The 22,941-nt window shown below is 39.5% G+C and carries 28 protein-coding genes and 1 other RNA gene; 16 read left to right on the top strand and 13 right to left on the bottom strand.

Annotated elements, in window-relative coordinates; all coding sequences use genetic code 11:
* Both KIT27_08940 and KIT27_08935 read right to left on the bottom strand, forming a co-directional pair.
* On the bottom strand, positions 1 to 484 hold a 484-nt coding region (locus KIT27_08940), incomplete at its 3' end, for a hypothetical protein (GenBank protein MCW5589771.1).
* Positions 485 to 552: 68 nt separating this feature from the next.
* Positions 553 to 1,014, bottom strand: coding sequence for an EVE domain-containing protein (locus tag KIT27_08935; GenBank protein ID MCW5589770.1), 462 nt, complete (start codon positions 1,012 to 1,014; stop codon positions 553 to 555).
* A gap of 184 nt (positions 1,015 to 1,198) precedes the next feature.
* Between KIT27_08935 and KIT27_08930 the strand changes: the two genes are divergently transcribed.
* The 3 genes from KIT27_08930 to KIT27_08920 are packed head-to-tail and all read left to right on the top strand — an operon-like array spanning position 1,199 to position 1,872.
* On the top strand, positions 1,199 to 1,324 hold the full coding sequence (locus KIT27_08930) for a type II toxin-antitoxin system RelE/ParE family toxin (protein MCW5589769.1): 126 nt from the start codon (positions 1,199 to 1,201) through the stop codon (positions 1,322 to 1,324).
* Complete coding sequence (locus tag KIT27_08925; protein MCW5589768.1) at positions 1,325 to 1,564, top strand: type II toxin-antitoxin system RelE/ParE family toxin; 240 nt, start codon at positions 1,325 to 1,327, stop codon at positions 1,562 to 1,564. It begins immediately after the preceding gene.
* A gap of 2 nt (positions 1,565 to 1,566) precedes the next feature.
* The gene (locus KIT27_08920; GenBank protein MCW5589767.1) at positions 1,567 to 1,872 is read left to right on the top strand and encodes a helix-turn-helix domain-containing protein; all 306 of its coding nucleotides are present in this window, start codon (positions 1,567 to 1,569) and stop codon (positions 1,870 to 1,872) included.
* Positions 1,873 to 1,879: 7 nt separating this feature from the next.
* On the opposite strand, the gene KIT27_08915 is transcribed toward KIT27_08920, so the two are convergent.
* The 4 genes from KIT27_08915 to KIT27_08900 all read right to left on the bottom strand — a co-directional run bounded on the left by KIT27_08915 (position 1,880) and on the right by KIT27_08900 (position 3,310).
* On the bottom strand, positions 1,880 to 2,467 hold the full coding sequence (locus KIT27_08915) for a 5-formyltetrahydrofolate cyclo-ligase (GenBank protein ID MCW5589766.1): 588 nt from the start codon (positions 2,465 to 2,467) through the stop codon (positions 1,880 to 1,882).
* 14 nt (positions 2,468 to 2,481) lie between these two features.
* A non-coding RNA gene (gene ssrS, locus KIT27_08910) (6S RNA) lies at positions 2,482 to 2,664 on the bottom strand.
* A gap of 126 nt (positions 2,665 to 2,790) precedes the next feature.
* Positions 2,791 to 3,105 carry a cell division protein ZapA gene (locus KIT27_08905; protein MCW5589765.1) on the bottom strand — a complete coding sequence of 105 codons (315 nt, stop codon included), beginning with the start codon at positions 3,103 to 3,105 and terminating at the stop codon, positions 2,791 to 2,793.
* The gene (locus KIT27_08900; GenBank protein MCW5589764.1) at positions 3,092 to 3,310 is read right to left on the bottom strand and encodes a hypothetical protein; all 219 of its coding nucleotides are present in this window, start codon (positions 3,308 to 3,310) and stop codon (positions 3,092 to 3,094) included. Before KIT27_08900 ends, KIT27_08905 begins: the two co-directional genes overlap by 14 nt.
* 147 nt (positions 3,311 to 3,457) lie before the next feature.
* Between KIT27_08900 and KIT27_08895 the strand changes: the two genes are divergently transcribed.
* Genes KIT27_08895 through KIT27_08880 form a run of 4 tightly spaced genes read left to right on the top strand, consistent with a single transcriptional unit; the run spans position 3,458 to position 7,801 of the window.
* Positions 3,458 to 4,057: a UPF0149 family protein gene (locus KIT27_08895; protein MCW5589763.1), complete on the top strand. Its 600-nt coding sequence runs from the start codon at positions 3,458 to 3,460 to the stop codon at positions 4,055 to 4,057.
* A gap of 11 nt (positions 4,058 to 4,068) precedes the next feature.
* Complete coding sequence (gene pepP / locus KIT27_08890) at positions 4,069 to 5,376, top strand: Xaa-Pro aminopeptidase (GenBank protein ID MCW5589762.1); 1,308 nt, start codon at positions 4,069 to 4,071, stop codon at positions 5,374 to 5,376.
* Positions 5,373 to 6,602 carry a 2-octaprenyl-6-methoxyphenyl hydroxylase gene (gene ubiH / locus KIT27_08885; GenBank protein MCW5589761.1) on the top strand — a complete coding sequence of 410 codons (1,230 nt, stop codon included), beginning with the start codon at positions 5,373 to 5,375 and terminating at the stop codon, positions 6,600 to 6,602. Before pepP ends, ubiH begins: the two co-directional genes overlap by 4 nt.
* The gene (locus KIT27_08880) at positions 6,599 to 7,801 is read left to right on the top strand and encodes an FAD-dependent monooxygenase (GenBank protein ID MCW5589760.1); all 1,203 of its coding nucleotides are present in this window, start codon (positions 6,599 to 6,601) and stop codon (positions 7,799 to 7,801) included. Before ubiH ends, KIT27_08880 begins: the two co-directional genes overlap by 4 nt.
* Positions 7,802 to 7,890: 89 nt before the next feature.
* Here the strand turns inward: KIT27_08880 and KIT27_08875 are convergent, their stop codons facing one another.
* The gene (locus tag KIT27_08875) at positions 7,891 to 8,211 is read right to left on the bottom strand and encodes a HigA family addiction module antidote protein (protein MCW5589759.1); all 321 of its coding nucleotides are present in this window, start codon (positions 8,209 to 8,211) and stop codon (positions 7,891 to 7,893) included.
* The gene (locus tag KIT27_08870) at positions 8,198 to 8,476 is read right to left on the bottom strand and encodes a type II toxin-antitoxin system RelE/ParE family toxin (GenBank protein ID MCW5589758.1); all 279 of its coding nucleotides are present in this window, start codon (positions 8,474 to 8,476) and stop codon (positions 8,198 to 8,200) included. Before KIT27_08870 ends, KIT27_08875 begins: the two co-directional genes overlap by 14 nt.
* Positions 8,477 to 8,888: 412 nt before the next feature.
* Here KIT27_08870 and gcvT point away from each other — a divergent pair, with 412 nt between their 5' ends.
* The 5 genes from gcvT to KIT27_08845 are packed head-to-tail and all read left to right on the top strand — an operon-like array spanning position 8,889 to position 13,667.
* Positions 8,889 to 9,977, top strand: a complete 1,089-nt coding sequence (gene gcvT, locus KIT27_08865; GenBank protein MCW5589757.1) for a glycine cleavage system aminomethyltransferase GcvT — start codon at positions 8,889 to 8,891, stop codon at positions 9,975 to 9,977.
* Positions 9,978 to 10,008: 31 nt separating this feature from the next.
* Positions 10,009 to 10,401: a glycine cleavage system protein GcvH gene (gcvH, locus tag KIT27_08860; GenBank protein MCW5589756.1), complete on the top strand. Its 393-nt coding sequence runs from the start codon at positions 10,009 to 10,011 to the stop codon at positions 10,399 to 10,401.
* A 57-nt stretch (positions 10,402 to 10,458) separates the two neighbouring features.
* Complete coding sequence (gene gcvPA, locus KIT27_08855) at positions 10,459 to 11,859, top strand: aminomethyl-transferring glycine dehydrogenase subunit GcvPA (protein ID MCW5589755.1); 1,401 nt, start codon at positions 10,459 to 10,461, stop codon at positions 11,857 to 11,859.
* Positions 11,853 to 13,307, top strand: a complete 1,455-nt coding sequence (gene gcvPB / locus KIT27_08850; GenBank protein ID MCW5589754.1) for an aminomethyl-transferring glycine dehydrogenase subunit GcvPB — start codon at positions 11,853 to 11,855, stop codon at positions 13,305 to 13,307. The genes gcvPA and gcvPB overlap by 7 nt, the downstream gene beginning before the upstream one ends.
* The gene (locus tag KIT27_08845; GenBank protein ID MCW5589753.1) at positions 13,308 to 13,667 is read left to right on the top strand and encodes a diacylglycerol kinase; all 360 of its coding nucleotides are present in this window, start codon (positions 13,308 to 13,310) and stop codon (positions 13,665 to 13,667) included.
* A gap of 55 nt (positions 13,668 to 13,722) precedes the next feature.
* On the opposite strand, the gene KIT27_08840 is transcribed toward KIT27_08845, so the two are convergent.
* The gene (locus tag KIT27_08840; GenBank protein MCW5589752.1) at positions 13,723 to 14,265 is read right to left on the bottom strand and encodes a hypothetical protein; all 543 of its coding nucleotides are present in this window, start codon (positions 14,263 to 14,265) and stop codon (positions 13,723 to 13,725) included.
* 205 nt (positions 14,266 to 14,470) lie between these two features.
* Here KIT27_08840 and KIT27_08835 point away from each other — a divergent pair, with 205 nt between their 5' ends.
* Positions 14,471 to 14,809, top strand: a complete 339-nt coding sequence (locus KIT27_08835; GenBank protein ID MCW5589751.1) for a hypothetical protein — start codon at positions 14,471 to 14,473, stop codon at positions 14,807 to 14,809.
* A gap of 45 nt (positions 14,810 to 14,854) precedes the next feature.
* Here KIT27_08835 and KIT27_08830 read toward each other — a convergent pair whose 3' ends face one another.
* Genes KIT27_08830 through nudE form a run of 3 tightly spaced genes read right to left on the bottom strand, consistent with a single transcriptional unit; the run spans position 14,855 to position 17,363 of the window.
* Entirely contained in the window at positions 14,855 to 15,766 is a 912-nt protein-coding gene (locus KIT27_08830) for a hypothetical protein (GenBank protein ID MCW5589750.1), read from the bottom strand.
* A 47-nt stretch (positions 15,767 to 15,813) separates the two neighbouring features.
* Entirely contained in the window at positions 15,814 to 16,800 is a 987-nt protein-coding gene (locus tag KIT27_08825) for a malate dehydrogenase (GenBank protein ID MCW5589749.1), read from the bottom strand.
* A gap of 2 nt (positions 16,801 to 16,802) precedes the next feature.
* Positions 16,803 to 17,363, bottom strand: a complete 561-nt coding sequence (gene nudE / locus KIT27_08820) for an ADP compounds hydrolase NudE (protein MCW5589748.1) — start codon at positions 17,361 to 17,363, stop codon at positions 16,803 to 16,805.
* Between the two features lie 90 nt (positions 17,364 to 17,453).
* Here nudE and hemW point away from each other — a divergent pair, with 90 nt between their 5' ends.
* The gene (hemW, locus tag KIT27_08815) at positions 17,454 to 18,584 is read left to right on the top strand and encodes a radical SAM family heme chaperone HemW (GenBank protein MCW5589747.1); all 1,131 of its coding nucleotides are present in this window, start codon (positions 17,454 to 17,456) and stop codon (positions 18,582 to 18,584) included.
* Between the two features lie 43 nt (positions 18,585 to 18,627).
* On the opposite strand, the gene KIT27_08810 is transcribed toward hemW, so the two are convergent.
* Positions 18,628 to 20,610 (bottom strand): FUSC family protein, encoded by a 1,983-nt coding sequence (locus tag KIT27_08810; protein ID MCW5589746.1) that lies wholly within the window; start codon positions 20,608 to 20,610, stop codon positions 18,628 to 18,630.
* A 277-nt stretch (positions 20,611 to 20,887) separates the two neighbouring features.
* On the opposite strand from KIT27_08810, the gene KIT27_08805 reads away from it, so the two are divergent.
* Positions 20,888 to 22,195, top strand: coding sequence for a hypothetical protein (locus tag KIT27_08805; protein ID MCW5589745.1), 1,308 nt, complete (start codon positions 20,888 to 20,890; stop codon positions 22,193 to 22,195).
* Between the two features lie 152 nt (positions 22,196 to 22,347).
* Positions 22,348 to 22,551 (top strand): hypothetical protein, encoded by a 204-nt coding sequence (locus KIT27_08800; protein MCW5589744.1) that lies wholly within the window; start codon positions 22,348 to 22,350, stop codon positions 22,549 to 22,551.
* Positions 22,552 to 22,941: the final 390 nt, after the last annotated feature.

Genomic DNA, 22,941 nt, shown 5'->3' with positions numbered 1-22,941 from the left:
TATTCCCGCAGATAGTACATTCACAAAATGAAGTTTGTCCTTGTGATGACCAATGATGGGTCCATTCCCCGCCTTCCCACGCACACACGCGTGAGCAACTTTGCTCAGCATCATAATTATTATAAATTTTGCCGGCATCAATATTGCGTTTATGGCAAGCGACTTCATGAGGAAGATTATTGTCTGAATTAAAATCGTCATCCTCTGAATTTTCAGGAGCAGCTTGTTCAGAAGGAGTTAAAGCAGGAGATTTTTTCTGAGATGCAGCGTTATCACAAACGCAAACTGCCAATTGACCACCTTGCATATTGTTCCATTGGCCAGTCCATTTGCTATGCGCATTGGCACACACTAAGGGACATTTTATTTTAGCATCATGATCATCAAGAATTTTTCCTGTGGCGACATTAAAATTTTCAGCGTGTGCCGTCATAAAAACCGCAATCAATAAACCACATCCGCCCATTATATTGAATATTTTCATGGTGCTCACTCGATGAGAAATAACGATAAGAAAATTGTAACGCGATTATTTAGGCGATGACAATAAATTTACTTAACCAACTGCAGAATCGTTTTCCATTCTGTGGCGGTAACTGGCGTAATCGAAAGGCGATTACCTTTGCGTAATAACAACATACTGTTTAACGCAGGAACTTGGCGTAATTCATCCAGGCTTAACATATGAGGAAATTTTTGTTTAAATTTCACATCGACCATTACCCACCGCGGCTTTTCTGGCACACTTTTGTGATCGTAATATGGGCTCTTAGGATCGAAGGCGGTGGGATCCTGATAGGCCTCACGCACAATTTCTGCAATGCCAACAATGCCAGGCGGTTGACAGTTGGAGTGATAAAATAATACTTGATCCCCTTTTTGCATGTCATCCCGCATCATGTTACGTGCCTGATAATTGCGTACTCCATCCCACGCCTCAGTTTGTCGTGGTCGTGCCATTAAATCATCAATGCTGAACGTGGACGGTTCTGTTTTCATTAACCAATAATTCATGGTGAATCCTCATCGTAGTTTAGGGTAAGTATTGTTGACCAAAACCTCATGCAGTGCAAACTCACAAACGTAATCAAGTTTTAAAATCGTGTTAAATTGGCTAAAAATGAAAACACAGGGTGGCTGAATTAAGTTTGAAAAAGGCGTCACAATGTGACATGCTTATTAATATAGGGTCTATGATGTGAAGATATACAAACATTATCAGTTTGCTAAATGGATGCTAAAAATGAGACTGTTTGACGAACATTTGAAACAAGCATCAAATGAAATCATGAACAATTTAATAGATGCAGATTTAGGGCAGTGATTGTTAAAAAAGAGAATTACGCTATCGGAACGAGGCAAACGAAGTGGTGCAAGATTACTGGTTGCCTTCAGAATGAATCACAGAATTATTTTTATTCATGGTTTCTCGAAGAATAATAAAGAAAATATTTCTAAAAATGATGAATTACATTTAAAATTATACGCGAAAACTTTACTGAACTTTACGGAACATCAACTGAAAGAAGCAATTAAGTTAGGGGAACTCATTGAGGTAATATAACAATGGTGAGCAAAATTGAAAAACTCGTTCAAAATTCAGCCAAGAGCCTGTACGATGCTGGAATCATAGAAATTACCACTATGCGAGAATTTGATTTGCTAAAAACTAAAAAAATTAAATCATTTTCCCCCAAAAAAATTAAGCAATTACGCTTACAGTGCAGAATCAGTCAGTCTGTATTCGCCAAATTATTAAATGTGAGTCAATCTGCGATTAAACAATGGGAAATGGGTGAGCGAAAACCCAATGGTGCGGCGGTAAAATTACTTAATTTAATCGCTGAACGCGGGATTGAAGCGATTATTTAACCTACCTTTAAGAATGAGCATAAAAAATTCGTGTCGGTGTGACAATAATATCTAAATCCACATCCCATTCATTAGGAATTATTTTTTCAATGATTTGAAAATCATAAGCAATGCCGAGCAAGATGGGTTTTGCTGAAGAAGTTTTATTTAAAAAAGCAAATGTCGCATCATAAAATCCGCCCCCCATCCCGATACGATGGCCAGCCGTATCACATGCAACCAGTGGTGTAATGACCAAATCTAAACAAGACGCTTCTTGAAAAACATTCTGATCATTTTGCGGTTCTGGAATATTAAGATGATTTTTTTGTAAAATATGATGATCATTAAACGGTGAAAATAATAATTGTTTTGAACGGTTAGGATTTAATACGGGCAAATAAACGGTTTTTTGTTGAAGCCATGCTTGCTGAATTAGGCTCCTAGGATCAATTTCATTATTCACAGCACAATAGGCGGCAAGATGGTTGGCCTGTTGATAGTCTTTCAATTGAGAAACACGTTCAGCTACTTGCTGGCTGGCGAGTAGGATCGCTTGCTGGGAAAGTTGCAACCGTTGTTGAATTAAGTGTTGACGTAATTGAGATAAATCCATTGCACATCCTATGAAAGGTCTCTGCTACATTACTAGGTCCAGTGACTTGAACCTGAAACTCATCAGGTGGGGATCGGATGTGTTACCTCAGGCTTCTTATTCACGATAAGCTTGCACAACAGTAACAGCAGGATGAACCCCTTGCTTAAAACGTTGGTCAAGTATACGTTACCTAATAACGATCATCGCAGAGACACTTTTATTATAACGCTAATTATTCATTTTGGGCTAGAGTGTGTGACATTTCATTGATTTTTTTCTCCGCTGCTTTTTTTATTGCGTAGCAGCGGCGCGGCTGTACTCAAACATCAATGAGCACGATCTCAGTATTGCGAATCCTCAACACAAACTAGTTCATTGGCAATTTTTTCGATAATGGACTGAATGTCTTGTTTCAAGGCCTGCTTGCTATTTTCACAGTGTGCTTGATAGCGTAAAAAATCGTGACACACGTTTAAGGCCGCCATGACGGCAATCCGTTCCATTGATAAATTACTATTTAATTCGCGAATTTCGCGCATTTTGGCATCCAATAACAATGCCGCTTGAAACACCGCTTCTTCTTGATTGCTTTCACAACGAAAATGGTAACGGTTATCAAGAATTTGTACGGTAGTCATGTTTTCAATTTGAGTCATTATTTTCTCCAGAATTCTGCAAACGAGCGATGAGATCCATGATGTGTTGTAGCGCTTGATTATTTTTTTGTTTTAACTCATTACGTTCCCGCAACAGCGCTGCTTGCTTGTCGAGCAAATATTGATTTTCTTGTTTCAAACGTCGACACGTTTTTAATAAGGCATCCGTGTGTAATGCTAAATCCTGTAGTTCGGGTGTATCCATGGAGAAACCTTAATCGCCAGCGGTGAATGATTCTAGTGTAGTTTTATCCGCTCTTAGGGTCAATTGTTATCCCGCACGATATTCGCCTTTTGACGCAAAATCGGTATACAATGACGCAAGCGAGTCGTGATTAGGATTAACCCAATAATGAGTGTAGAAAAAATACTTCCTCTGCCTGCCTATCAAGAATTAAATGCCCAGCTCTATCAAGCGTTGGGCAATACTATCAATGCCTGTGAAGTGCATGGAATTATTTGTGCCTTTATTTGCGCAGGACATAAAATGAATGGGCGTTCTTGGCTAGAAGCTTTGCTGGGCGTGCTGGATACGCCGCAACAGGTCGACGAAAAAGTTTCGCGAGATATCTTCATAACTTTGTATGAAATTAGTTGCCAACAACTAAAAGATAATATGTTAGAGTTTCAATTATTATTACCTGACGATGAAGAATGCATTAATTTGCGGATAGAGTCGCTAGGGTTATGGTGTCAAGGATTTCTGTGTGGATTAGGTTTAGCTGGCATTCAACTGGAAGATTTTGACGATAATGAAGAACTTTCCGAAATTGTTGCCGATTTAAGCGAAATTGCTAAAGTCGATCACACCATGCTCGAAGGCAGCGAAGATGATGAAGTTTCCTACACCGAAGTATTAGAATATTTACGCATGGCGGTCATTTTGCTATATGGAGAATTTGAAGTGTGGCAATCTGAAAATGAAGAAAATACGCCAATCCGTTTACATTAACTAGAGAGTAAATTATGTCGAAAATTGATTTTGCGGCGCGTCGCCAACAATTTATGCAACAAATGAAACCCAACAGCATTGCTATTTTATATTCAGGCGATGCAATAATTCGTTCTCACGATTCCGAATACCGTTTTCGTGTGAACAGTGATTTTTATTATTTAACCGGATTTACTGAAGAAAAAGCTGCAGCCTTGCTAATCCCCGGTCGCAGTGAAGGCGAATTTATTTTATTTAATTTACCGCGCGACCGTGAAAAAGAAATTTGGAATGGCAGACGCGCAGGCCAAGAAGGTGCTTGCCGCGACTTTGGTGCCAACCAAGCATTTTCGATTGATGAACTCGCTGAAAAACTCACCGATTTTTTAATCAATAAAGAAACGTTGTATTTTGCCTTTGGGCGCAATACCGTGATCGAAAATATCCTGTTAAACAGCGTTAATCTATTGCGCAGTCGAGTGCGTGCAGGTGTTGGTGCTCCCAAAGAAATGATTAATATTGAAACTGTTTTGCATGAAATGCGCCTGTATAAAACTCCCGAAGAAATCGCCATTATTCGCCGTGCCTGCGAAATTTCCGCGCACGCACACAGCAAAGCCATGCAAGTGTGTCAACCAGGAATGTTTGAATATCAACTCGAAGCAGAATTAATCTATGAATTTACTAAAGCGGGTTGTTTGGACGTTGCCTATAGCTCTATCGTTGCGAGTGGCGAAAATAGTTGTATTTTGCATTACCGTGAAAATAATCGCCAAATTCAAGATGGCGATATGGTGTTAATTGATGCTGGTTGTGAATATCAAGTTTATGCTTCCGACATCACGCGCACCTTTCCTGCCAATGGCCGTTTTTCCAAAGAGCAACAAGCCATTTATGAAATTGTATTACACACGCAAAAAACCTGTATCGAAGCAATTAAACCTGGCATTTCTGCCTATGCAGGACAAGAACGCGCTATAAAATTATTAACACAAGGTTTAATCGATGTAGGATTATTGCACGGTGAATTAAATGAATTAATTGAAACGCGGGCATATTTTCAATTTTACATGCATCGCTTAAGTCATTGGATGGGAATGGATGTCCATGATGTAGGAATTTATCAGTTGAATAATGGCTGGCGTCCTCTTGCAGAAAATATGATTTTCACGGTTGAACCAGGGATCTACATTTCTCCTGCGAACAATGTCGATGAAAAATGGTGGAACATTGGCGTGCGCATTGAAGACGATGTATTAGTCACTAAAAATGGCTGTGATGTCTTAACTAAAGATGTGCCTAAGAGTGTGAATGAAATTGAAATATTAATGCGATCATGAATGATTTTGATATTGTCATAGTGGGTGGAAGTTACATCGGCGCAAGCTTAGCTTGCGCCTTGGCAAATTTACCATTAAAAATTGCCGTGTTAGAAGCCCGTGATTATGCGATAAAAATGACACCGGCGAATGATCGCAGAATTACCGCGTTATCATTAAGTTCACAACGCATTTTTTCTTCGATAAATGCGTGGGAGGAGTTAAATCAATATGCCAGCCCGATTCGACACATTCATATTTCTCAAGCAGGACATTTCGGAAAAATCAGTTTAAATGCCAATGAAGTCGCCTTACCTGCATTTGGTTATGTGATTGCCAATGATTATTTCATGCAAATCCTACATCAAAAAATGCTCTCACAAAAAAATGTCACTTTATTTACTCATGCTAGTGTGCAAGATTTAAAAATAGACGAACATTGCGCTAATTTGATCATTAAAAAAAATGATCAACTCGATGCACTGCGAGCAAAATTAATTATTGCCGCCGATGGGACGCAATCCTTTATCCGTCAAACATTGAATATTCCAACCACAACCATCGATTATCATGAAAATGCTATTGTAGCGAACGTGGGATTAAATCAGTTTCATAATGCTGCAGCGTATGAGCGTTTTACTCACCAAGGTCCGCTCGCTTTATTGCCTTGGCAAGAACAACAAATGGCATTAGTGTTTACGGTAAAACGCCAAGAATGCGATCAGTATTTTAATTTACCCGATCACGAATTTTTAACGATTTTGCAACAACGTTTTGGTTATCGCGTGGGGCGTTTTACGTGGATTGGAAAGCGCCAAGCATTTCCTTTGCAATGTATTCAATCGCAACAGCACATTGCCAAACGAGTGGCACTGATTGGAAATGCCGCGCAAACTTTGCATCCCATTGCGGCGCAAGGGTTTAATTTAGGTTTGCGAGATTGCGCGTGGCTTGCCGATAGTATTGCTCAAGCTGTAAAAAATCAAAACGAAATTGGCAATGAAGCTATGTTAAATCAATATGAAAAATCACGCGTTAACGATCAACAGCATTTTGTCAAAGCGACCGATACCTTAGCCACACTATTTTTATCCGATTGTTTACCACTTAATATCGTGCGTAATTTCGGCGTGTTAAGCGCCGACATATTGCCCCTCGTGCGCAAAAAAATCATTCAATTTGGATTAGGTGAAACACAAATTTTACCCCCATTAGCATTAGGTATTCCTTTGGAGCAACTCGCATGAAAACCAATTTTGATATTATTATTGTCGGTGCGGGCATTGTGGGATTAAGCTGTGCTGCCATGCTTGCACAACAGGATTTACGCATTGCTGTGATTGATACGCAACCATTGCATCCGCAATTTAATCCTGATAACTATGATTTGCGTGTCAGTGCCATTACGCTTGCTTCAGAAAATATCTTTAAACATTTGAATATTTGGTCAACCATCGAAAAATATCGTTTAAGTCCTTTTCGTCATATGCAGGTGTGGGATAAAACAGGTGACATTCATTTTTCCGCCAACGAAATTGCGCAACCGCATTTAGGTCATATTATTGAAAATTCCGTGATCGTAAAATCACTATTAGAAGAATTGCAATTTAATGGTAATGTCAGCTTATTAACACCACTCCAATTAGAAAATTTAGCAATCTTTAGTGACCATGTGGAATTAACCAGCAGTGAACAACGCAAATTAACGGCTAAATTAATTATTGCCGCCGATGGCGCGCATTCATGGGTGCGTCAACAAGCTCATATCGATTTAACCACTTGGGGCTATGGACAAGAAGCGATTGTGGCAACAATTGAAAATGAATTACCGCATCAACAAACCGCGAGGCAGCGTTTTTTAAATACAGGGCCGCTCGCGCATTTACCCTTAAACAAGCCTAGTGTTACGTCGATTGTGTGGTCGTGTATCCCACAACGCGCCGATGAATTAATGCAATTAAACGATGAACAATTTAATCAGGAATTAACTCACGCGTTTCAGCAACGCTTAGGCAGCGCCCTCAGTTGCAGTGAACGACGAAAATTTCCCTTAGTGATGCGTCATGCTAAATGTTATGTAAAAAATCGCTTAGCGTTAATTGGCGATGCCAGTCACACCATTCATCCCTTAGCAGGTCAAGGCGTAAATTTGGGATTATTAGATGCTGCTTGTTTAGCAGAAATCATTATTACCAATCATCAAACCCAGCGTGATTTTGCCAGCATTAATAATTTACGTCGTTATGAACGTTGGCGCAAAGGTCATAATTGGTTAATGATAGCCGCAATGGAAGGATTTAAACAGTTATTCAGTAATGATATCCCAGGTTTAGACTTTATCAGAAACTACGGTTTATCCTCGATAAATAAAGTGGGATTTGTAAAAAATCATATTATGAAATCTGCCATGGGTTTACGCGGAGATTTACCAAAATTAGCAAAATAACCCTGTATCTTGAAATAAAGGGTAGGATCACCTAAAAGTGCTTTCTTGCGTTAGTACTCATGTTTATTTACTTCTACGTCACATGGATTTTAAGCGGCATCGCCCAATTTAGAGACTTGTAACTTTTTACGACGTTTTTCAGCCTTCCATAAATCATAATCGCGCTGCAAATTTAACCAAAGTATAGGAGATGAATCCAACGCAATGGATAATCTCACCGCCATTTCGGCACTGATCCCAGCATGACCATTGATAAGACGAGAAAACGTCGTTCGATCAACGCCGAGTTTTTGAGCAGCTTCGGTCACAGATAGCCCCGTGTTTTCCACACACACCTCTCTGACAATCTCGCCGGGATGAAGCGGTTTATTAATCATAATTAATACCTCATGTTGATTAATGATAGTCAACGTAATCCACTAAAATGGCATCTTTACCTTCAAATTTAAAAATAACGCGCCAATTACCATTCACCTTGACCGAATAAAAATCGGCTAATTGTCCTTGTAATTTATGGAAACTCAATCCGGGTAAATTCATCATTTCCGGCTCTTCAGCGGCATCAAGCAACTGAATGATCATCGTAAGCCGTTTAGCATGATCGGGATTAATCCCTGACTTGCTGCTGGTTTCGTAAAATTGTTTGAGTCCTTTATGTTTCCATGATTTGATCATATTTTACATTATAGCATATGGCGCATCACGCTACAAACCATCCCGCCAAAATAGTCTGGTTTTTTCTGTTGCTCATTAATTTAATTGTATTGTTTCTTGTTTGGGGTAGTAACCCAGAATCGTCGAAATCTTTGATTGTATATCCGTAGGGCGTCAAATTTAGTCCTTTTGTTTAGCCAGAAATGCTTTAATTATTTGATCAATATCTATCTTTCGATCATCCGAAAAAAGGTAGTGCCCCAAAAAATGAATGTGTCGCCAAGCCCACGGCGAAAATGCTTCAACATTTCTAACCCTTTTGAATTACGGGTTGCTTCATAATGTTCTTTCAGCTCTTAATTGGCATTATAATTACGATCTTCGTTTCCTAAACGCTTTTAGGTATAATCGGTTTTTCGTTGAAGGAGTGGTTATGGCTAAGTGGACAATATTATATGACGAACACCAGCGCGCTGGCGGAAAAATCGTGGATTTTGCTGGTTGGTCAATGCCCTTGCATTATGGTTCACAATTAGAAGAACATCAACGCGTGCGTGAATTTGCCGGTGTGTTCGATGTTTCTCACATGACCATCGTGGATATTATGGGCGAACAAGCTCAAGCTTTTTTGCGTAAACTCATAGCGAATGACGTGAGTCGATTAACTGAGACTGGCAAAGCCCTATACGGTGTTATGTTAAACGAACATGCGGGCATTATTGATGATTTAATTGTGTATTACTGCTCGCCGAATCACTATCGCCTCATCGTCAATGCTGGTACTCACGATAAAGATTTAGCCTGGCTTAACCAACATGCGCCTGAATTTTCGGTCACCATAAAAGAACGTACCGATCTCTCCATGCTTGCCGTGCAAGGGCCTAATGCGCGCGAAATTGTTTCTCAAGTACTGAATCAATTTGTCGAAAATATTCAGGTCATGGAATTAAAACCTTTTTATTCTGCGCAGTCAGAAGATTGGATGGTGGCACGTACGGGTTATACCGGCGAAGATGGTTTCGAAATTATGTTACCTAATCACCAAGCCGTTGGATTCTGGCAAGCCTTAATAAAAAATAAGGTACAACCTGCGGGTTTAGGAGCAAGAGATACCTTGCGTTTAGAAGCAGGATTAAATTTATATGGTGTGGATATGGATGAAACCACTCATCCTTTAGAATCGAATTTAGCGTGGACTATTGCCTGGGAACCCACTGATCGAGATTTTATTGGGCGCGAAGCCTTAAATAAAATTCGGCAAACTGGTGTCACGCGCAAACTCGTTGGTTTGGTATTACAAGATCGTGGCGTGTTGCGTAATCATCAAACCGTCGTTGTTCCTGGAATTGGCGAAGGTGAAACCACCAGCGGTAGTTTTTCACCCACCATCAATAAAGCCATTGCCTTAGCGCGGGTGCCGGTAGAAACCGTTGAAACCTGTGCAGTGGAAATCCGTGGAAAATTAGTGGCAGCAAAAGTAGTGAAACCTCCTTTTGTGCGTCATGGAAAAATTTTAGTGTAATTCATAGAGAGACTCATAGGAGAAATAAATAATGAGTGAAATTCCCAGCGAATTAAAATATACCAAATCCCACGAATGGGTGCGTGTTGACGACGATAATACCATTACGGTTGGAATTACCGATAACGCGCAATGTTTATTAGGTGATCTCGTATTTGTAGAATTACCCGAAGTCGGTAGCACCGTTAAAGCCGGCGATGAATGTGGTGTAGTGGAATCCGTTAAAGCAGCCTCTGATTTATATTCACCCTTAACAGGTGAAGTAATTGCCGTGAACGATAAATTACTCGATGCGCCCGAATTAGTGAATCAAGATCCTTATGGTGACGGTTGGATATTGCAATTGCAAGTCGATGATATCGATGATGTCAATGAATTATTGGATGCAGATGAATATCAAGATCGGGTTGATGCTGAAGAATAAAATGACGTGATGATTCTTCTCTGCTAATTGTATTTGGTTTTTTAATTTGAGGTGGTTATGCCATTTATTCCCCATACCGAGCAAGATATTGCGAGCATGCTTGCGGCAATTGGTGTTGATGACATTGAAAATTTATTCGATGAAATTCCTAGTGCCTTAAAAATAAAGCAATTAAAACAAGTGCCACCAGGCATCAATGAAATGCAGTTGAGTCGCTTAATGAATCAACGGGCAGACACTTATCATAACCAATTATGTTTTATTGGTGCGGGAAGTTATGAACATCACATTCCGGCTGCGGTTTGGGAATTAACCACGCGTGGAGAGTTCATGACGGCTTATACACCCTATCAAGCCGAAGCTTCCCAAGGTAATTTGCAATTAATGTATGAATATCAAACCATGATGGCTAATTTAATGGGAATGGAAGTATCCAATGCTTCATTATATGAAGGTGCTTCCGCCGTGTCTGAGGCCGTATTAATGGCGTTACGCGCAAATCGTAAATCCACCAGTCACACCGTGCTTGTTCCCAAAACATTACATCCTAATTATCGCGAAGTATTAAATACCATTTTACCTTTGCAAAATATTCACATTATTGAACTGGAATTTGATCCTGCACAGGGAAGAATTGATCCTCAACAATTGCAGCAATTTAACGATCGCGATATTAGCGCAATTGTTATTCCTCAACCGAATTTTTTTGGCGTTATCGAAAATGTCGATGCTATAACCGATTGGGCAAAGCAACAAAATTGTATGAGTATTGGTGTGGTAAATCCAATTGTGATGGCATATTTAAAAGAACCTGGGCAATGGGGTGCAGAGGGAGTGGATATTGCTTGTGGTGAAGGACAACCGTTGGGAATTCCAATGGCTTCGGGTGGTCCTTATTTTGGCTTTTTATGTTGTAAAAAAGAATTTGTTCGGCAAATGCCTGGGCGTTTAGTGGGGCGTACGGTGGACAGTGATGGTAAACCTGGATTTGCACTCACTCTGCAAGCACGTGAGCAACATATTCGTCGCGCAAAAGCCACTTCAAATATTTGTACCAATCAAGGTTTAATGGTAATTGCCGCGACTATTTATATGAGTTTATTAGGGCCAACCGGGTTGCAACAAGTTGCGGAATATTCTCATTATCACACGCAATTATTGCATACTCAATTAATGACGATACCTGGCGTGAAAAAAATATTTAATGCGCCGTTTTTTCATGAAATTGCCGTGCAATTGCCAGTGGATGTTAATGCCGTATTACGCGAAATGGCGAAACACCATATCCAAGCGGGATGTTCTTTAACGGAACATTATCCACAATTAGAAAATGCCCTCTTGGTGTGTGCCACAGAAACCAAAACCGAGGCGGATATTCATCAATACGTAAATGCGTTAAAAAATAGTATTCAGCAAATCTCTCAGGGTCAACATCAACAAGCGAGTGAATTATGTTAATTTTTGAAAAATCTCAACCTAATCGTCAAGCTCATGCGCAATTACCTGGGAAGCCACCCGTGAGTAACGCTATACCGGCAGCACTGTTGCGCAAAAATAAATTAGTATTACCAGAATTATCTGAATTAGAAGTGGTGCGTCATTTTACTCAGCTATCACGTAAAAATTTTTCGATCGATACCAATTTTTATCCGCTAGGTTCATGCACGATGAAATATAATCCACGCGGTGTTCATCGTCTTGCATCACTGCCTGGTTTTTTAAATCGTCATCCACTCGCGCACGAAAATTCAAGCCAAGGTTTTTTACAGTGTTTATATGAACTACAAACGATTCTTGCCGATGTTACTGGCATGGCCGCGGTGTCGCTGGCACCGATGGCGGGTGCGCAAGGTGAATTTGCGGGAGTCGCGATGATTGCGGCTTATCATCGGGCGCGCGGTGATCATCATCGGGTGGAAATGTTAGTGCCTGATGCTGCTCATGGCACCAACCCTGCTAGTGCCGTGTGCTGTGGGTTAAAAGTTCGTGAAATTCCCACCTCGAGCACGGGCGATGTCGATGTCGATGCGTTAAAAGCCGCGGTAGGTCCCAATACCGCTGGGATTATGTTAACCAATCCTTCCACGCTAGGGGTATTTGATCGCAACATTACCGAAATTGCAAAAATTATTCACGAAGCAGGAGGTTTATTGTATTACGACGGGGCAAATTTAAATGCCATTTTAGGTAAAGTGCGTCCGGGTGATATGGGATTTGATGTCATGCACATGAATCTTCATAAAACCTTTGCAACTCCACACGGCGGAGGCGGACCTGGAGCAGGCCCCGTGGCAGTGGCTGCGCGATTAAAACCCTTTTTACCGTTACCTTTTGTAATTAACCAAGACAATAAATTAGTTTGGTCAGAAAAAAAAGATTTTCCTGAAAGCATTGGTCGTTTATCGTGTTTCATGGGAAATGCTGGAATTTTATTAAGAGCCTATGCTTATGCGCGATTACTCGGCGCCGAAGGCATGACGCGGGTCGCCGAGTTTGCGACCTTAAACGCGAATTATTTACAAAAAAAATTGCAAGAACTGGGCTATCGTTTAGCCTATCCCTTACGTCGCGCCAGTCACGAATTTATTATTACCGTGCAAAAAGAAGCAAAACAATTTGGGATCACCGCCACCGATATTGCCAAACGTTTATTGGATTACGGCATTCACGCGCCTACCATGTATTTTCCGTTGTTAGTTCCAGAATGTTTATTGATTGAACCCACGGAAACAGAAAGCAAACAAACTCTGGATCGCTTGGTGGACGTATTAAAAATCATTCGTCAAGAAATTCAAGAAAATCCACAGCTCGTTAAAACGGCACCGCATACGCTGCCGGTTAAACGCTTAGACGATGTCAAAGCCGCGCGCGATTTGGATTTAGTGTGGAAGTCACAGGCCGAATAAATGCTAAAAAAAATAATTCAACCCTTGTGGCGTGCAACTCGGTATTCTTGGCAGGGATTACAGCATGCCATCCGTGAGCGCGCCTTTTGTTGGGAATTAATTATTTTTATCGTGCTAACTCCCGTTGCAATTATGGTGAGCCAACATCCTTGGCAATTTGCTCTTTTAATGATGAGTCTTTTATTAATACTAATTGTCGAATTAATCAATTCGGCGATCGAAACTGTGATTAATCGCATCAGCCTCGATCATCATCCTCTGTCGGCGAAAGCCAAAGATTTAGGCTCGGCAGCAGTAATGCTGACTATAGTGAATGCGATAATCTGCTGGTCGGTGATCCTTATTCAGAGTTTGTGTTAGGTTACGCTAACTAAAATTTCTAGCTATGCTACTCACAGGTAAATGAGCCGTTATGTTATTTTTTCCCTGCGCGTGGTGTTGTGGCACCAAATCCTCTTAGTAGTTCAATAGTTCCATTTAATGTTTCAGCATCGGTTGCAGTTTCAATGGTTGGAAAAATATCAGTAAGTAGTTCATTACCCATTTTTTCTTGAGCTTGATGATAAAAGCTATAAGCCTTATTTCTTAAATCATTGTGCGGATCATCGGTTTTATTTCTTGATGTGCAGTTATCTGGCTGCTTATGTTGATCATGTATTACTACAAAACTATCATCTTCTGGTGGAAGAGGAGGTAGAAATGGGGTTGAGTCATTGTTAGCAGGTGCTGATGCCAATAACATCGCCGTATTTACCGCATTATTTGGATCAGAACATGTTGTTTTTGATTGCTTCTGTAACATTTCCGTTAATTCTTGTCGCAATGTGTGGAGTTTTTGAGTTGTTGCTAATATCTCACTCTCGAGCTGAGTTTGAGTGCTCGTACTGGCCAGTATTTTTAATAACTCATTTAACCAATTGTGAACATTTCCAAACTCAGTAGGAAATTGTTTAGGCATGCTCTCGTTTCGCAATTTAACCGCACATTTAATCACGAGATATAAATCCGCATAAAAATAAAGCAAATTAAGCTATCATCCCCACCATCACCTCCCCTGTATTTATGAAACAAAAACCCCCATTCATTTTTCCACACTACTAAGCGTGTTTCTTAGAACCTGGCTATACTTAGTAGTAAACGCTTATTAATGGTTGGAGAAAACTATGAAAGGGTTATGGTACGTGGGTTTTATGTGTCTGATATTGCCCCTGCAAGGATTTGCTTGGTCGCCTGCAGCCAAAGGTAAAACGGTTGAAAATGAAAAAGTGGCAAAACCTGCCTGCGCGAAGCCGGATAAACCGATGAATTTAAATCGCGCGCAAATGGAAGGCTATCGCAAACAAATTGAAGAATATCGGCAATGTATTGTGGAATACGTCAAAAAACATAATGAATTATCCCAAAAATATAATAAGCTCGCTGAAGCCAACCGCGATGCTGCTAATGCCGCGTTAACAGAGTGGAATGAATTTGTGGCGGAGGAATTAGAAAATAAAAAATAAGGCATATTGATTATAGAAGTTTCGCACTTGTGTGAAACTTCTGAATTAATAAAAAATTTCTGCTAACATACAGCGCGCACTGCCGCCGCCAACGCTTTCGATGGTGGGAATAGTCACCGGAATTAATTCACCGAATTGGGCTAATTGTTGTAATTGTGCTGGTTGAAAATGTTGGTACGCTGTTTGTGATAAAATAATTTTAAATTGACCTGCAAGGTTATGAACCTGCAAAATATTGCCACACATATGTTTTAATTGTTGGTAAGAAATATCAATTATTATTTTTTGTGTTTTTGCTAACGCGTTTAATACCTCAGCTTTGTGATTGCTAATCACTTCACTGCATATCACCGCAAATTGTTCGCCGATACTTACTATTACATTAGTATGATATATAGGATTTTTGAGTGTATTAGTTTGAAAAATAATGGGTTGATAATTTAATTTTTCGCAAACACGGTGTACTAATGCTTGATGAGTTCGCGGTGAGAGTGCGGCGAATGCGAGTTGATATTGATGATCAAAGACTAAGCTTCCTGTGCCTTCTAAAATCTGCGAATAATCACCCCGCCAATCAATAGTTTCTGCAATAATGATTTGATGTTGGGCTAAACTATTTTTTAATTCGTGTTCTTGAATTTCTAAGCGTCGATTTTCAGTTAATAAAGGATACAGCATCAATTGACTGGTATGATGTTCATTTTTATGAACAGTAAACCAATTATTGGGAAATACCGCATCGGGTGTCAAGGTGTTATGCCGATTAGGCAGAGTAACCACGCGAATATTTTCTTGGCGTAAACGAGTTACCATGGTATTAAATTCTATTATTGCAGTATCGGTAAGCGTGTTGCTAATATTTTTTTGTTGGAAATCATTGGTCAACGCTGTTTGCTCATTATAAGCAAACGACGTGGGTTCAATCATTAAAACAGTATCGGTAGTTTGGGTGTTCATAAAAATAAAAACGGGTTACACTAAAAAGCATAACCCGTAGCAGATAATTAAATTAAGCCCAATTCACGCACGGCAGCGTGTTCTTGGCGTAATTCGTTTAATGTTGCTGCAAACTTTTCTTGACCAAAGGCATTGTGTTGAAGATTTTCGATAACGTGTAATTTGCCATGTTTAGTTTGGCAAGGGAATGAAAAAATTAATCCAGCGTCAACGCCATATTGTCCTTCAGAACACACACACATCGAATAAGAATTATCTGAAGCGGTATCGTGAACTAAATTAAACACACTATCGACAACACCATTCGCGGCGGAAGCGGCAGAAGAAGCGCCGCGCGCTTTAATGACGGCAGCTCCGCGTTGTTGCACCATCGGAATAAATTCATTTTTTAACCATGCTTCATCATTAATTACTTCTACCGCCGATTTATTGTGAATAGTAGCGTGATAAAAATCGGGATATTGTGTCGCCGAATGATTCCCCCAAATGATCATATTTTTAACGTCTGCCACGTCGCAATTGGCGCGGATGGCTAATTGCGCTTTGGCACGATTTTCATCGAGCATGGTCATGGCATAAAAGCGATCCTTTGGCACATCGGGCGCATTATTCATGGCAATTAAACAATTGGTGTTACAGGGATTACCCACCACTACAACTCTGACATCGCTTGCGGCATGATCATTAATGGCTTTACCTTGGGGGCCAAAAATTCCGCCATTGACCTGTAATAAATCGGAACGTTCCATCCCCGCTTTGCGTGGTACCGCGCCAACTAATAAAGCAAAATTAATATCTTTTGCAGCGACAGTTAATTGCGAAGTACAAACAATATTTTTTAATAAGGGAAACGCACAGTCTTCTAATTCCATGGCAACACCTTGCAAAGCTGGCAATGCCGCGTCCAATTCGAGTAACTGCAATTCAACTTCGGTTTGGGGGCCAAACATGGCACCGGAAGCGATGCGAAATAATAATGCATAGCCGATTTGTCCGGCCGCACCGGTTACCATGACTTTTACTTTTTTAGCCATTTTCAAGACTCCTTGGTTAATGAGTTGTGTAATAAACGATCCACCCATAATAATGCCGCCACACTACGTGCTTCAGTAAATTCTGGGTGAGTTAATAAAGAATCAATTTCTAAAAATTTCCATTCCACCACGTCAATTGGTTCGGGTTCATCGCCGATTAATTGTTGTGGATAAAGATCGCGTGCTAAAATAATATTGGTGGTGGAACCAATATAACCTGGCGCTAATGAAAAGCAAGTAAGTTGTTCTAAATGCCGCGCACCGAAGCCAACTTCTTCTTGTAACTCACGATTGGCGGCGTCTAGGAGTGTTTCTTGTGGTTCCACTAAACCTTTAGGAAAACCCAGTTCATAACGATCGGTGCCTGCGGCATATTCACGAATTAATAAAAACGTCTGTGAATTTAACACCGGAACAATTAAAACAGCTTGATGCATCCCACTTTTTAAACGTTCAAATTGACGTTGCTCACCGTTGCTAAATTGCAAATCCAGTTGTTCAACGCGAAATAATCGCGATTGAGCTATGATAGAATGTTTGAGAATTTTAGGTTTTTCCGGCATAGTAGACTTACAATGAAATTAAGATCAGTGCAGTTTACCGCGTTTAAATTCCTAAGCCAAATAAAAGGTGCATGAATGGCTTTTCAACATATGATTCCACTTGGATTATATATTCATATTCCCTGGTGTGTGCAAAAGTGTCCGTATTGCGATTTTAACTCCCATCAAATTCGCGGAGAACTTCAAGAACATCAGTATTTGCAAGCGCTCCTTGACGATTTAGAGGAATCATTACCACTTATTTGGGGGCGTTCTATTCAAAGTATTTTTATTGGAGGTGGCACGCCGAGTGTGATGTCACCTAAATTCTACGATCAATTATTGCAAGGATTACGCGCGCGGTTGCGCATGTCTTCCGCGATTGAAATTACCTTAGAAGCCAATCCTGGTACGGTCGATTATGGGCGTTTTCAGGAATATTATCAGCTGGGGATTAATCGTTTATCATTGGGTGTGCAAAGTTTTAACGAACAACATTTACAAAAACTGGGGCGCATTCATGACAGCCAACAAGCAAGACATGCCATTCGCGCAGCACAAGACGCGGGTTTTACTAATCTCAATATCGATATCATGCATGGTTTGCCGCAACAAACGTTAAGCGAAGCCATTGAAGATGTAGAAATAGCACTGTCATTTAATCTTTCACATTTTTCTTGGTATCAATTAACCATTGAGCCGAATACGGTTTTTTATCGTTATCCTCCTGTGCTACCTCATGAAGATGTGATTGCCGCGGAGCAAGAGCGCATTTGGCAAAGATTAGAAGATTCAGGATTTAGACATTATGAAATTTCGGCATTTTGTCAAAATAATCAGACCTGCCAGCATAATTTAAATTACTGGCAATTTGGTGATTATTTAGGTATTGGTGCCGGTGCTCACAGTAAAATAACCGATTTTTCTCAACAACAGGTAAAACGGTTTTGGAAAACTCGTCAACCCAAAGATTATTTAGATCCACAGAAATATTTTGTCGCGGGCGAACAAATTTTAAAACCACAAGATTTATGCAGTGAATTTATGTTAAATGTCTTGAGATTGCATGAATTAATTTCGTGGGAATTATTTAATGAACGCACTGGACTTTCACCCGATTTTATTCAAGCTCCTTTGCAACGCGCGGTTGATGAGGGGTTATTATTAACGCATCAGCAAGGTTTTATGCTCACCGCTTTGGGTAAACGATTTGTGAATAACGTGATTGAATTTTTTATATGAAAATCGCAGGATGATTCCCTATTAATTGATGCTCAGCGGTATTTTATTTATTCAATTCTTGTTCAAAACGATCAAGATAATCTAATGTTTGTAGAAATTGCGCGATTTGTGGTGACGATAACAATAAAGTGTTAGCTGTTTTGCGCAAATTATGCAAATAGTCGCTAATTTTAATGGGTTGCTGCAATTCGGATTTTTTTAGCAGAAAAAATTTCAATTGTTCAATATAATTTTGAAGAGGGAAATTTAACGTTAAAAAAATATCATGGGAATGCTTTTGGCTAGCCAATAATTGACATAAATTAACTAAACGCTGCTGGCTATTCGTTTGCTTTTTTAAATGCTGATCTTTGACTTGGCTAATTAAACTATTATTTAATAATTGCTGTTGCAATAAAGGGCTTAAATAATTCGCTATAGTGTTATAGTGACCTAATTTAAATTCATTTAAAAAATTCAGTAAATTGACAGTGTTTTTTTCGATACCTTCACTTAGCCAACGTCGAGGATGTGCAGGCCAGAGGCTGATTGAAACAATCAGTGAAGCCATTACTCCTAAAAAAATTCCCGATAAACGTTCAAGCGCAGGAGGAACGGCGGTGGCAATGACACCCTGCGGGGGAATAAGCGTAATAACGTAAGCAAAACAGGCTTGTAACGCCAGGTAGGAGTAATTGGGTTTACCATGGATGAAATAACCACCCATCAATGTGCCTATTGCAATGGCGATCAACATATGGGCGAGCGTATGAGTAAAAAACAGGATCGCGACAACGCCAATGAGCCCGCCTATAAAGCATCCCAATAACCGTTGGCGTGCTTTATCAAGACTACTGCCCAAATGTTCTTGCATACTCACAATATAGCTAGAAATAATTCCAGATAATCCGCCATACCAGCCAGAATAAAGCCAAGCATAAAAACTGATTACACAGGCTAAGCCAACCTTAATGCTGTGTTTGAGGATAAGTGTGCGAGTAGTCATAAAAGATTTATTGAGTACGCGTTTGGGAATTTTATTATTAAGCGTAAAAGCGGTAATGAGAAAATCACATAAATTTAGCCAGTGATAATGATTTAAGATCAAGGTCAGTGGGTAATGCCTCACTTCACCCGATTCTCGATAGACTTGATATTGATTAAGCACATTTTCATACAGTTTGATGAGTTTTTTGTTATTACTACCTTTTTGAATATTAAAATTTCGATAAAATGTAGCTATTTTTTTTAATAAGTAATTCATGTTTTTTTTAAAAATAAAGGTGTTGGTATTTTCTTTTTCAGTGCGAAAATGAAAATGCTCCAAATATTCCATAACAAATTTAATGCCTTCTAAACAATTTTTAGCATTGGCAAGCCAAGGGGGTTGGCTTCTGCGGCCTGCAATGATGTCATAAAGTTCATCGCATTTGCTGATAATCGTTTTTAATTCGTCGTGATCAAGCACGGGCTTGGCAGTGGGTTCTTGCAGATAATCGGCGAGTTGTTCAATTTCGCTAGCGACTAAAGAGCACGCCTTCTTCAATGAAGTAGAAAAAATGCTATAGCTATTGCGTTCACGCATGGTGAATTGGATTGCTAAAACAATTAAACACCCTAAACTCACTTCAGCACTTCGCCAAATCGCTATGAATAAACTATTGGCTGGGTTAATTGCTCCTGCAATTTGGACGATAAAGGCGGTAATACCTCCCAACATCCAAGCATATGAAAATCGCGACTGATGACTACGGTAAATGGCGAAAGTGGCAATTAAAAAAATTGAAATTAAAAATAAAAATGGATAATTATGAGTATATTTTGCGATGATTAAACCAAAAACGGCACCACAAAGTGTGCCTGTTATTCTTAACAGTGCTTTTTGTAAAATTTGTTCAGGATAGTCTTGGACTAAGAGCAATACAGTAATGAGCGACCAAAAAATATTTTGAAAATGAAAATAATTGCCGATTAAAAATGCTAGCACACACGCCAGAGCGATATGAATGCTTTTTTCAATACGGTAATTGATAATCCTTGCCAGCACGTGATTGACTCATTTATCACTAGAGTTAGAGGAAACTTCACGCCAATTTTCACGTTATGGCTAATGCCAGAGCGCTAGACATCCATAAGCTAAGATGAGATTGGCTTATTGCTTAACATTATAGACCTCACTAATTTTAATTAACAAGAGATGAGGATTGAAAAAGCAATCTAATTTTGTTTATATTGATAATTAGAGGCTGCCTAAATGTTCGGGCAGCAATATCAAGGATCGCGAGTGCAAATAAATTTATTTCCAAAATGTCAAGAGCAAACCTATGCAGACTGATTCTTACCTCGTAGAACAATCGTGGGATGATGTGCGTGAGCAGGTTAATTTCTTGAATCCGTCACTGGCGCAAGCCATTGACACGCTAAGTCTTACTAAAAACCATGTGCTCTATCAGGTGGATTATCCCTTTGGTTTTGAAATATTTCAGAAAGGTGAATTCCATTTTCCGCACGCTACTAATGGCAGCATAGGTTTAGCAGCACTTCCTTCAACAATACAACAGCAGTTGGATTATTTGGGGGCGGGAATGCCACTTGCGATGGTGCTAAATCGAACGCTTGAAGAATATTATTGTCTTAATGGACGAATTATTCCATTTTCATTGATAAAAGCGGGTGAATTATTAGGTTACAAGTTGTTTGTATCAGCGGAAAATTTATATACCCCACAAGAAAAATTAAATTGTATAAGTGCTGGCGCACGATCGATTTTTTTCTTGCCTAAAATTACAGAGCACGGTGCTCATCAACGATTACGTAAAATTTTTGATGTTAGTGCCGATAAACCGCAAAACATCTTGCAACATTGGCAAATTTTTCGTTCACTGGTGAATAATCCTTTGTCAGAGGAACCTTGGAAACTGCGTTTATTAATTTTTGGTCGTCAATGGCTAACCTTTTTAAAAGAGGGTGAAGTTAATGCCTTAAAACTATATTTACAACAGTATCATTTAGAAAAAACACTTTTTTGGCGGAATGAATATTTATTTCGATTATTATTATTACAATTAAATCGCATGCAAAATATGCGAATAAATCGCTATGTATTAGATACCATATACTATTTATTACAGGTTAGTCTTGGGGTTCTTCCCGGTTTTGATGTGGCGCTTAATGAAGATTCTGCACCGATCCATACTATACAAAAAGCTTATTTAGAAATATATGGCTTAAATTACGCCCCGATTATGATGCAGCCAGCCTATTTTAATTATCAACATACGCAAACGCCGATCTATGTCTCTTTGCAACATAATGCGGCGCTTGAATTAAATTTGCGAACAACTCATAAAAAAACTTATTTTACTGAATTATGTGAAGTGGCTGCTTTGTTTGATAAATATATTCACCTGTTTACTGATCGTAAATTAGAATTACATTTACCGATTATTGACGAATTAATTAAAAATGTTCGATTTAAATATTTTCATAGTCATACCGATGATTATTCGCAAATTCGCTCCACCGAAACCTTGCCAGCTACCGATCCGCGGTTCTTATCGCAGTACAGTGACCTGCCTTTTCCCTACAAGAGTCATTTTTTAAACGGCTGTATCCAATTGCTGCGACGCTAAACTACAAAATGGTCAAAATTTTACACCCCTAACAAAGGGTGCATTTTTACGTACTAAAAGCAGCAGTTTCCTCGTTGTTGGATTCGCGCTTTAATAGACATATTAGATTTTAGGATTGAACTAAACATTTGTAGCTTGCTTTAGAGGGAAATATGAAAACTGAAGAATTATTTAAATTGCGCACCATGTTAACTGAATGCAGTCGCGCCTATGAAGAACATATTCAACGTATTACTGAATTACAGAACGATATATCAAAAGAAGAAGAAAAATTAATAAGTTGCCGTAAACAAATGCGGTGGATAGAACATAAGCTGAGTGAAGTGAAACACCTTAAATTAGCAGTGAACGAATAACGTTACTAACGATTTTGTCTGTGAGAGTGCTATCAAAAAAAAGGCGGCAACATCCGGATGATGTGAGCCGCCATATCATTAAGTAAAGTTAACAACAGAACGATATTCGATTAGAGCTAAATATAAATACGGTCTAAATACCAGTATAACAGAATTCGGTTTCATATTGCATCACACAATGCAGATTTTTGTAAATAAAAGAGCTTCCATGCTCAAAAGGTTCATCCCGTTTAATTTGTGTTTGCTGAGTGAGAGCGAACAACAGTTCATCCTGATGGATTTTCCGTAATCGGTTGGTTCCGTGAGGCCTTCCTAGGCTAGAGTATTCCATTCTCGATTAGTCCATCCGTAGTGAGGTATCTTCCTGATTTCCTATAACCACCTTGTTAT

The sequence above is a fragment of the Legionellales bacterium genome (assembly GCA_026125385.1).
GTDB lineage: Bacteria > Pseudomonadota > Gammaproteobacteria > JAHCLG01 > JAHCLG01 > JAHCLG01.
Note: the sequence above shows the minus strand (reverse complement) of the source record. Positions and strands in the feature narration are given on the sequence as shown.

Bases quoted from the DNA above. Each gene is read 5' to 3' on its own strand.
- KIT27_08935 (MCW5589770.1), bottom strand. From the start codon at position 1,014: ATGAATTATTGGTTAATGAAAACAGAACCGTCCACGTTCAGCATTGAT.
- KIT27_08920 (MCW5589767.1), top strand. From the start codon at position 1,567: ATGGTGAGCAAAATTGAAAAACTCGTTCAAAATTCAGCCAAGAGCCTG.
- KIT27_08915 (MCW5589766.1), bottom strand. From the start codon at position 2,467: ATGGATTTATCTCAATTACGTCAACACTTAATTCAACAACGGTTGCAA.
- KIT27_08905 (MCW5589765.1), bottom strand. From the start codon at position 3,105: ATGACTCAAATTGAAAACATGACTACCGTACAAATTCTTGATAACCGT.
- KIT27_08900 (MCW5589764.1), bottom strand. From the start codon at position 3,310: ATGGATACACCCGAACTACAGGATTTAGCATTACACACGGATGCCTTA.
- KIT27_08895 (MCW5589763.1), top strand. From the start codon at position 3,458: ATGAGTGTAGAAAAAATACTTCCTCTGCCTGCCTATCAAGAATTAAAT.
- ubiH (MCW5589761.1), top strand. From the start codon at position 5,373: ATGAATGATTTTGATATTGTCATAGTGGGTGGAAGTTACATCGGCGCA.
- KIT27_08880 (MCW5589760.1), top strand. From the start codon at position 6,599: ATGAAAACCAATTTTGATATTATTATTGTCGGTGCGGGCATTGTGGGA.
- KIT27_08870 (MCW5589758.1), bottom strand. From the start codon at position 8,476: ATGATCAAATCATGGAAACATAAAGGACTCAAACAATTTTACGAAACC.
- gcvT (MCW5589757.1), top strand. From the start codon at position 8,889: ATGGCTAAGTGGACAATATTATATGACGAACACCAGCGCGCTGGCGGA.
- gcvH (MCW5589756.1), top strand. From the start codon at position 10,009: ATGAGTGAAATTCCCAGCGAATTAAAATATACCAAATCCCACGAATGG.
- gcvPA (MCW5589755.1), top strand. From the start codon at position 10,459: ATGCCATTTATTCCCCATACCGAGCAAGATATTGCGAGCATGCTTGCG.
- gcvPB (MCW5589754.1), top strand. From the start codon at position 11,853: ATGTTAATTTTTGAAAAATCTCAACCTAATCGTCAAGCTCATGCGCAA.
- KIT27_08845 (MCW5589753.1), top strand. From the start codon at position 13,308: ATGCTAAAAAAAATAATTCAACCCTTGTGGCGTGCAACTCGGTATTCT.
- KIT27_08840 (MCW5589752.1), bottom strand. From the start codon at position 14,265: ATGCCTAAACAATTTCCTACTGAGTTTGGAAATGTTCACAATTGGTTA.
- KIT27_08835 (MCW5589751.1), top strand. From the start codon at position 14,471: ATGAAAGGGTTATGGTACGTGGGTTTTATGTGTCTGATATTGCCCCTG.
- KIT27_08830 (MCW5589750.1), bottom strand. From the start codon at position 15,766: ATGAACACCCAAACTACCGATACTGTTTTAATGATTGAACCCACGTCG.
- KIT27_08825 (MCW5589749.1), bottom strand. From the start codon at position 16,800: ATGGCTAAAAAAGTAAAAGTCATGGTAACCGGTGCGGCCGGACAAATC.
- nudE (MCW5589748.1), bottom strand. From the start codon at position 17,363: ATGCCGGAAAAACCTAAAATTCTCAAACATTCTATCATAGCTCAATCG.
- hemW (MCW5589747.1), top strand. From the start codon at position 17,454: ATGATTCCACTTGGATTATATATTCATATTCCCTGGTGTGTGCAAAAG.
- KIT27_08805 (MCW5589745.1), top strand. From the start codon at position 20,888: ATGCAGACTGATTCTTACCTCGTAGAACAATCGTGGGATGATGTGCGT.
- KIT27_08800 (MCW5589744.1), top strand. From the start codon at position 22,348: ATGAAAACTGAAGAATTATTTAAATTGCGCACCATGTTAACTGAATGC.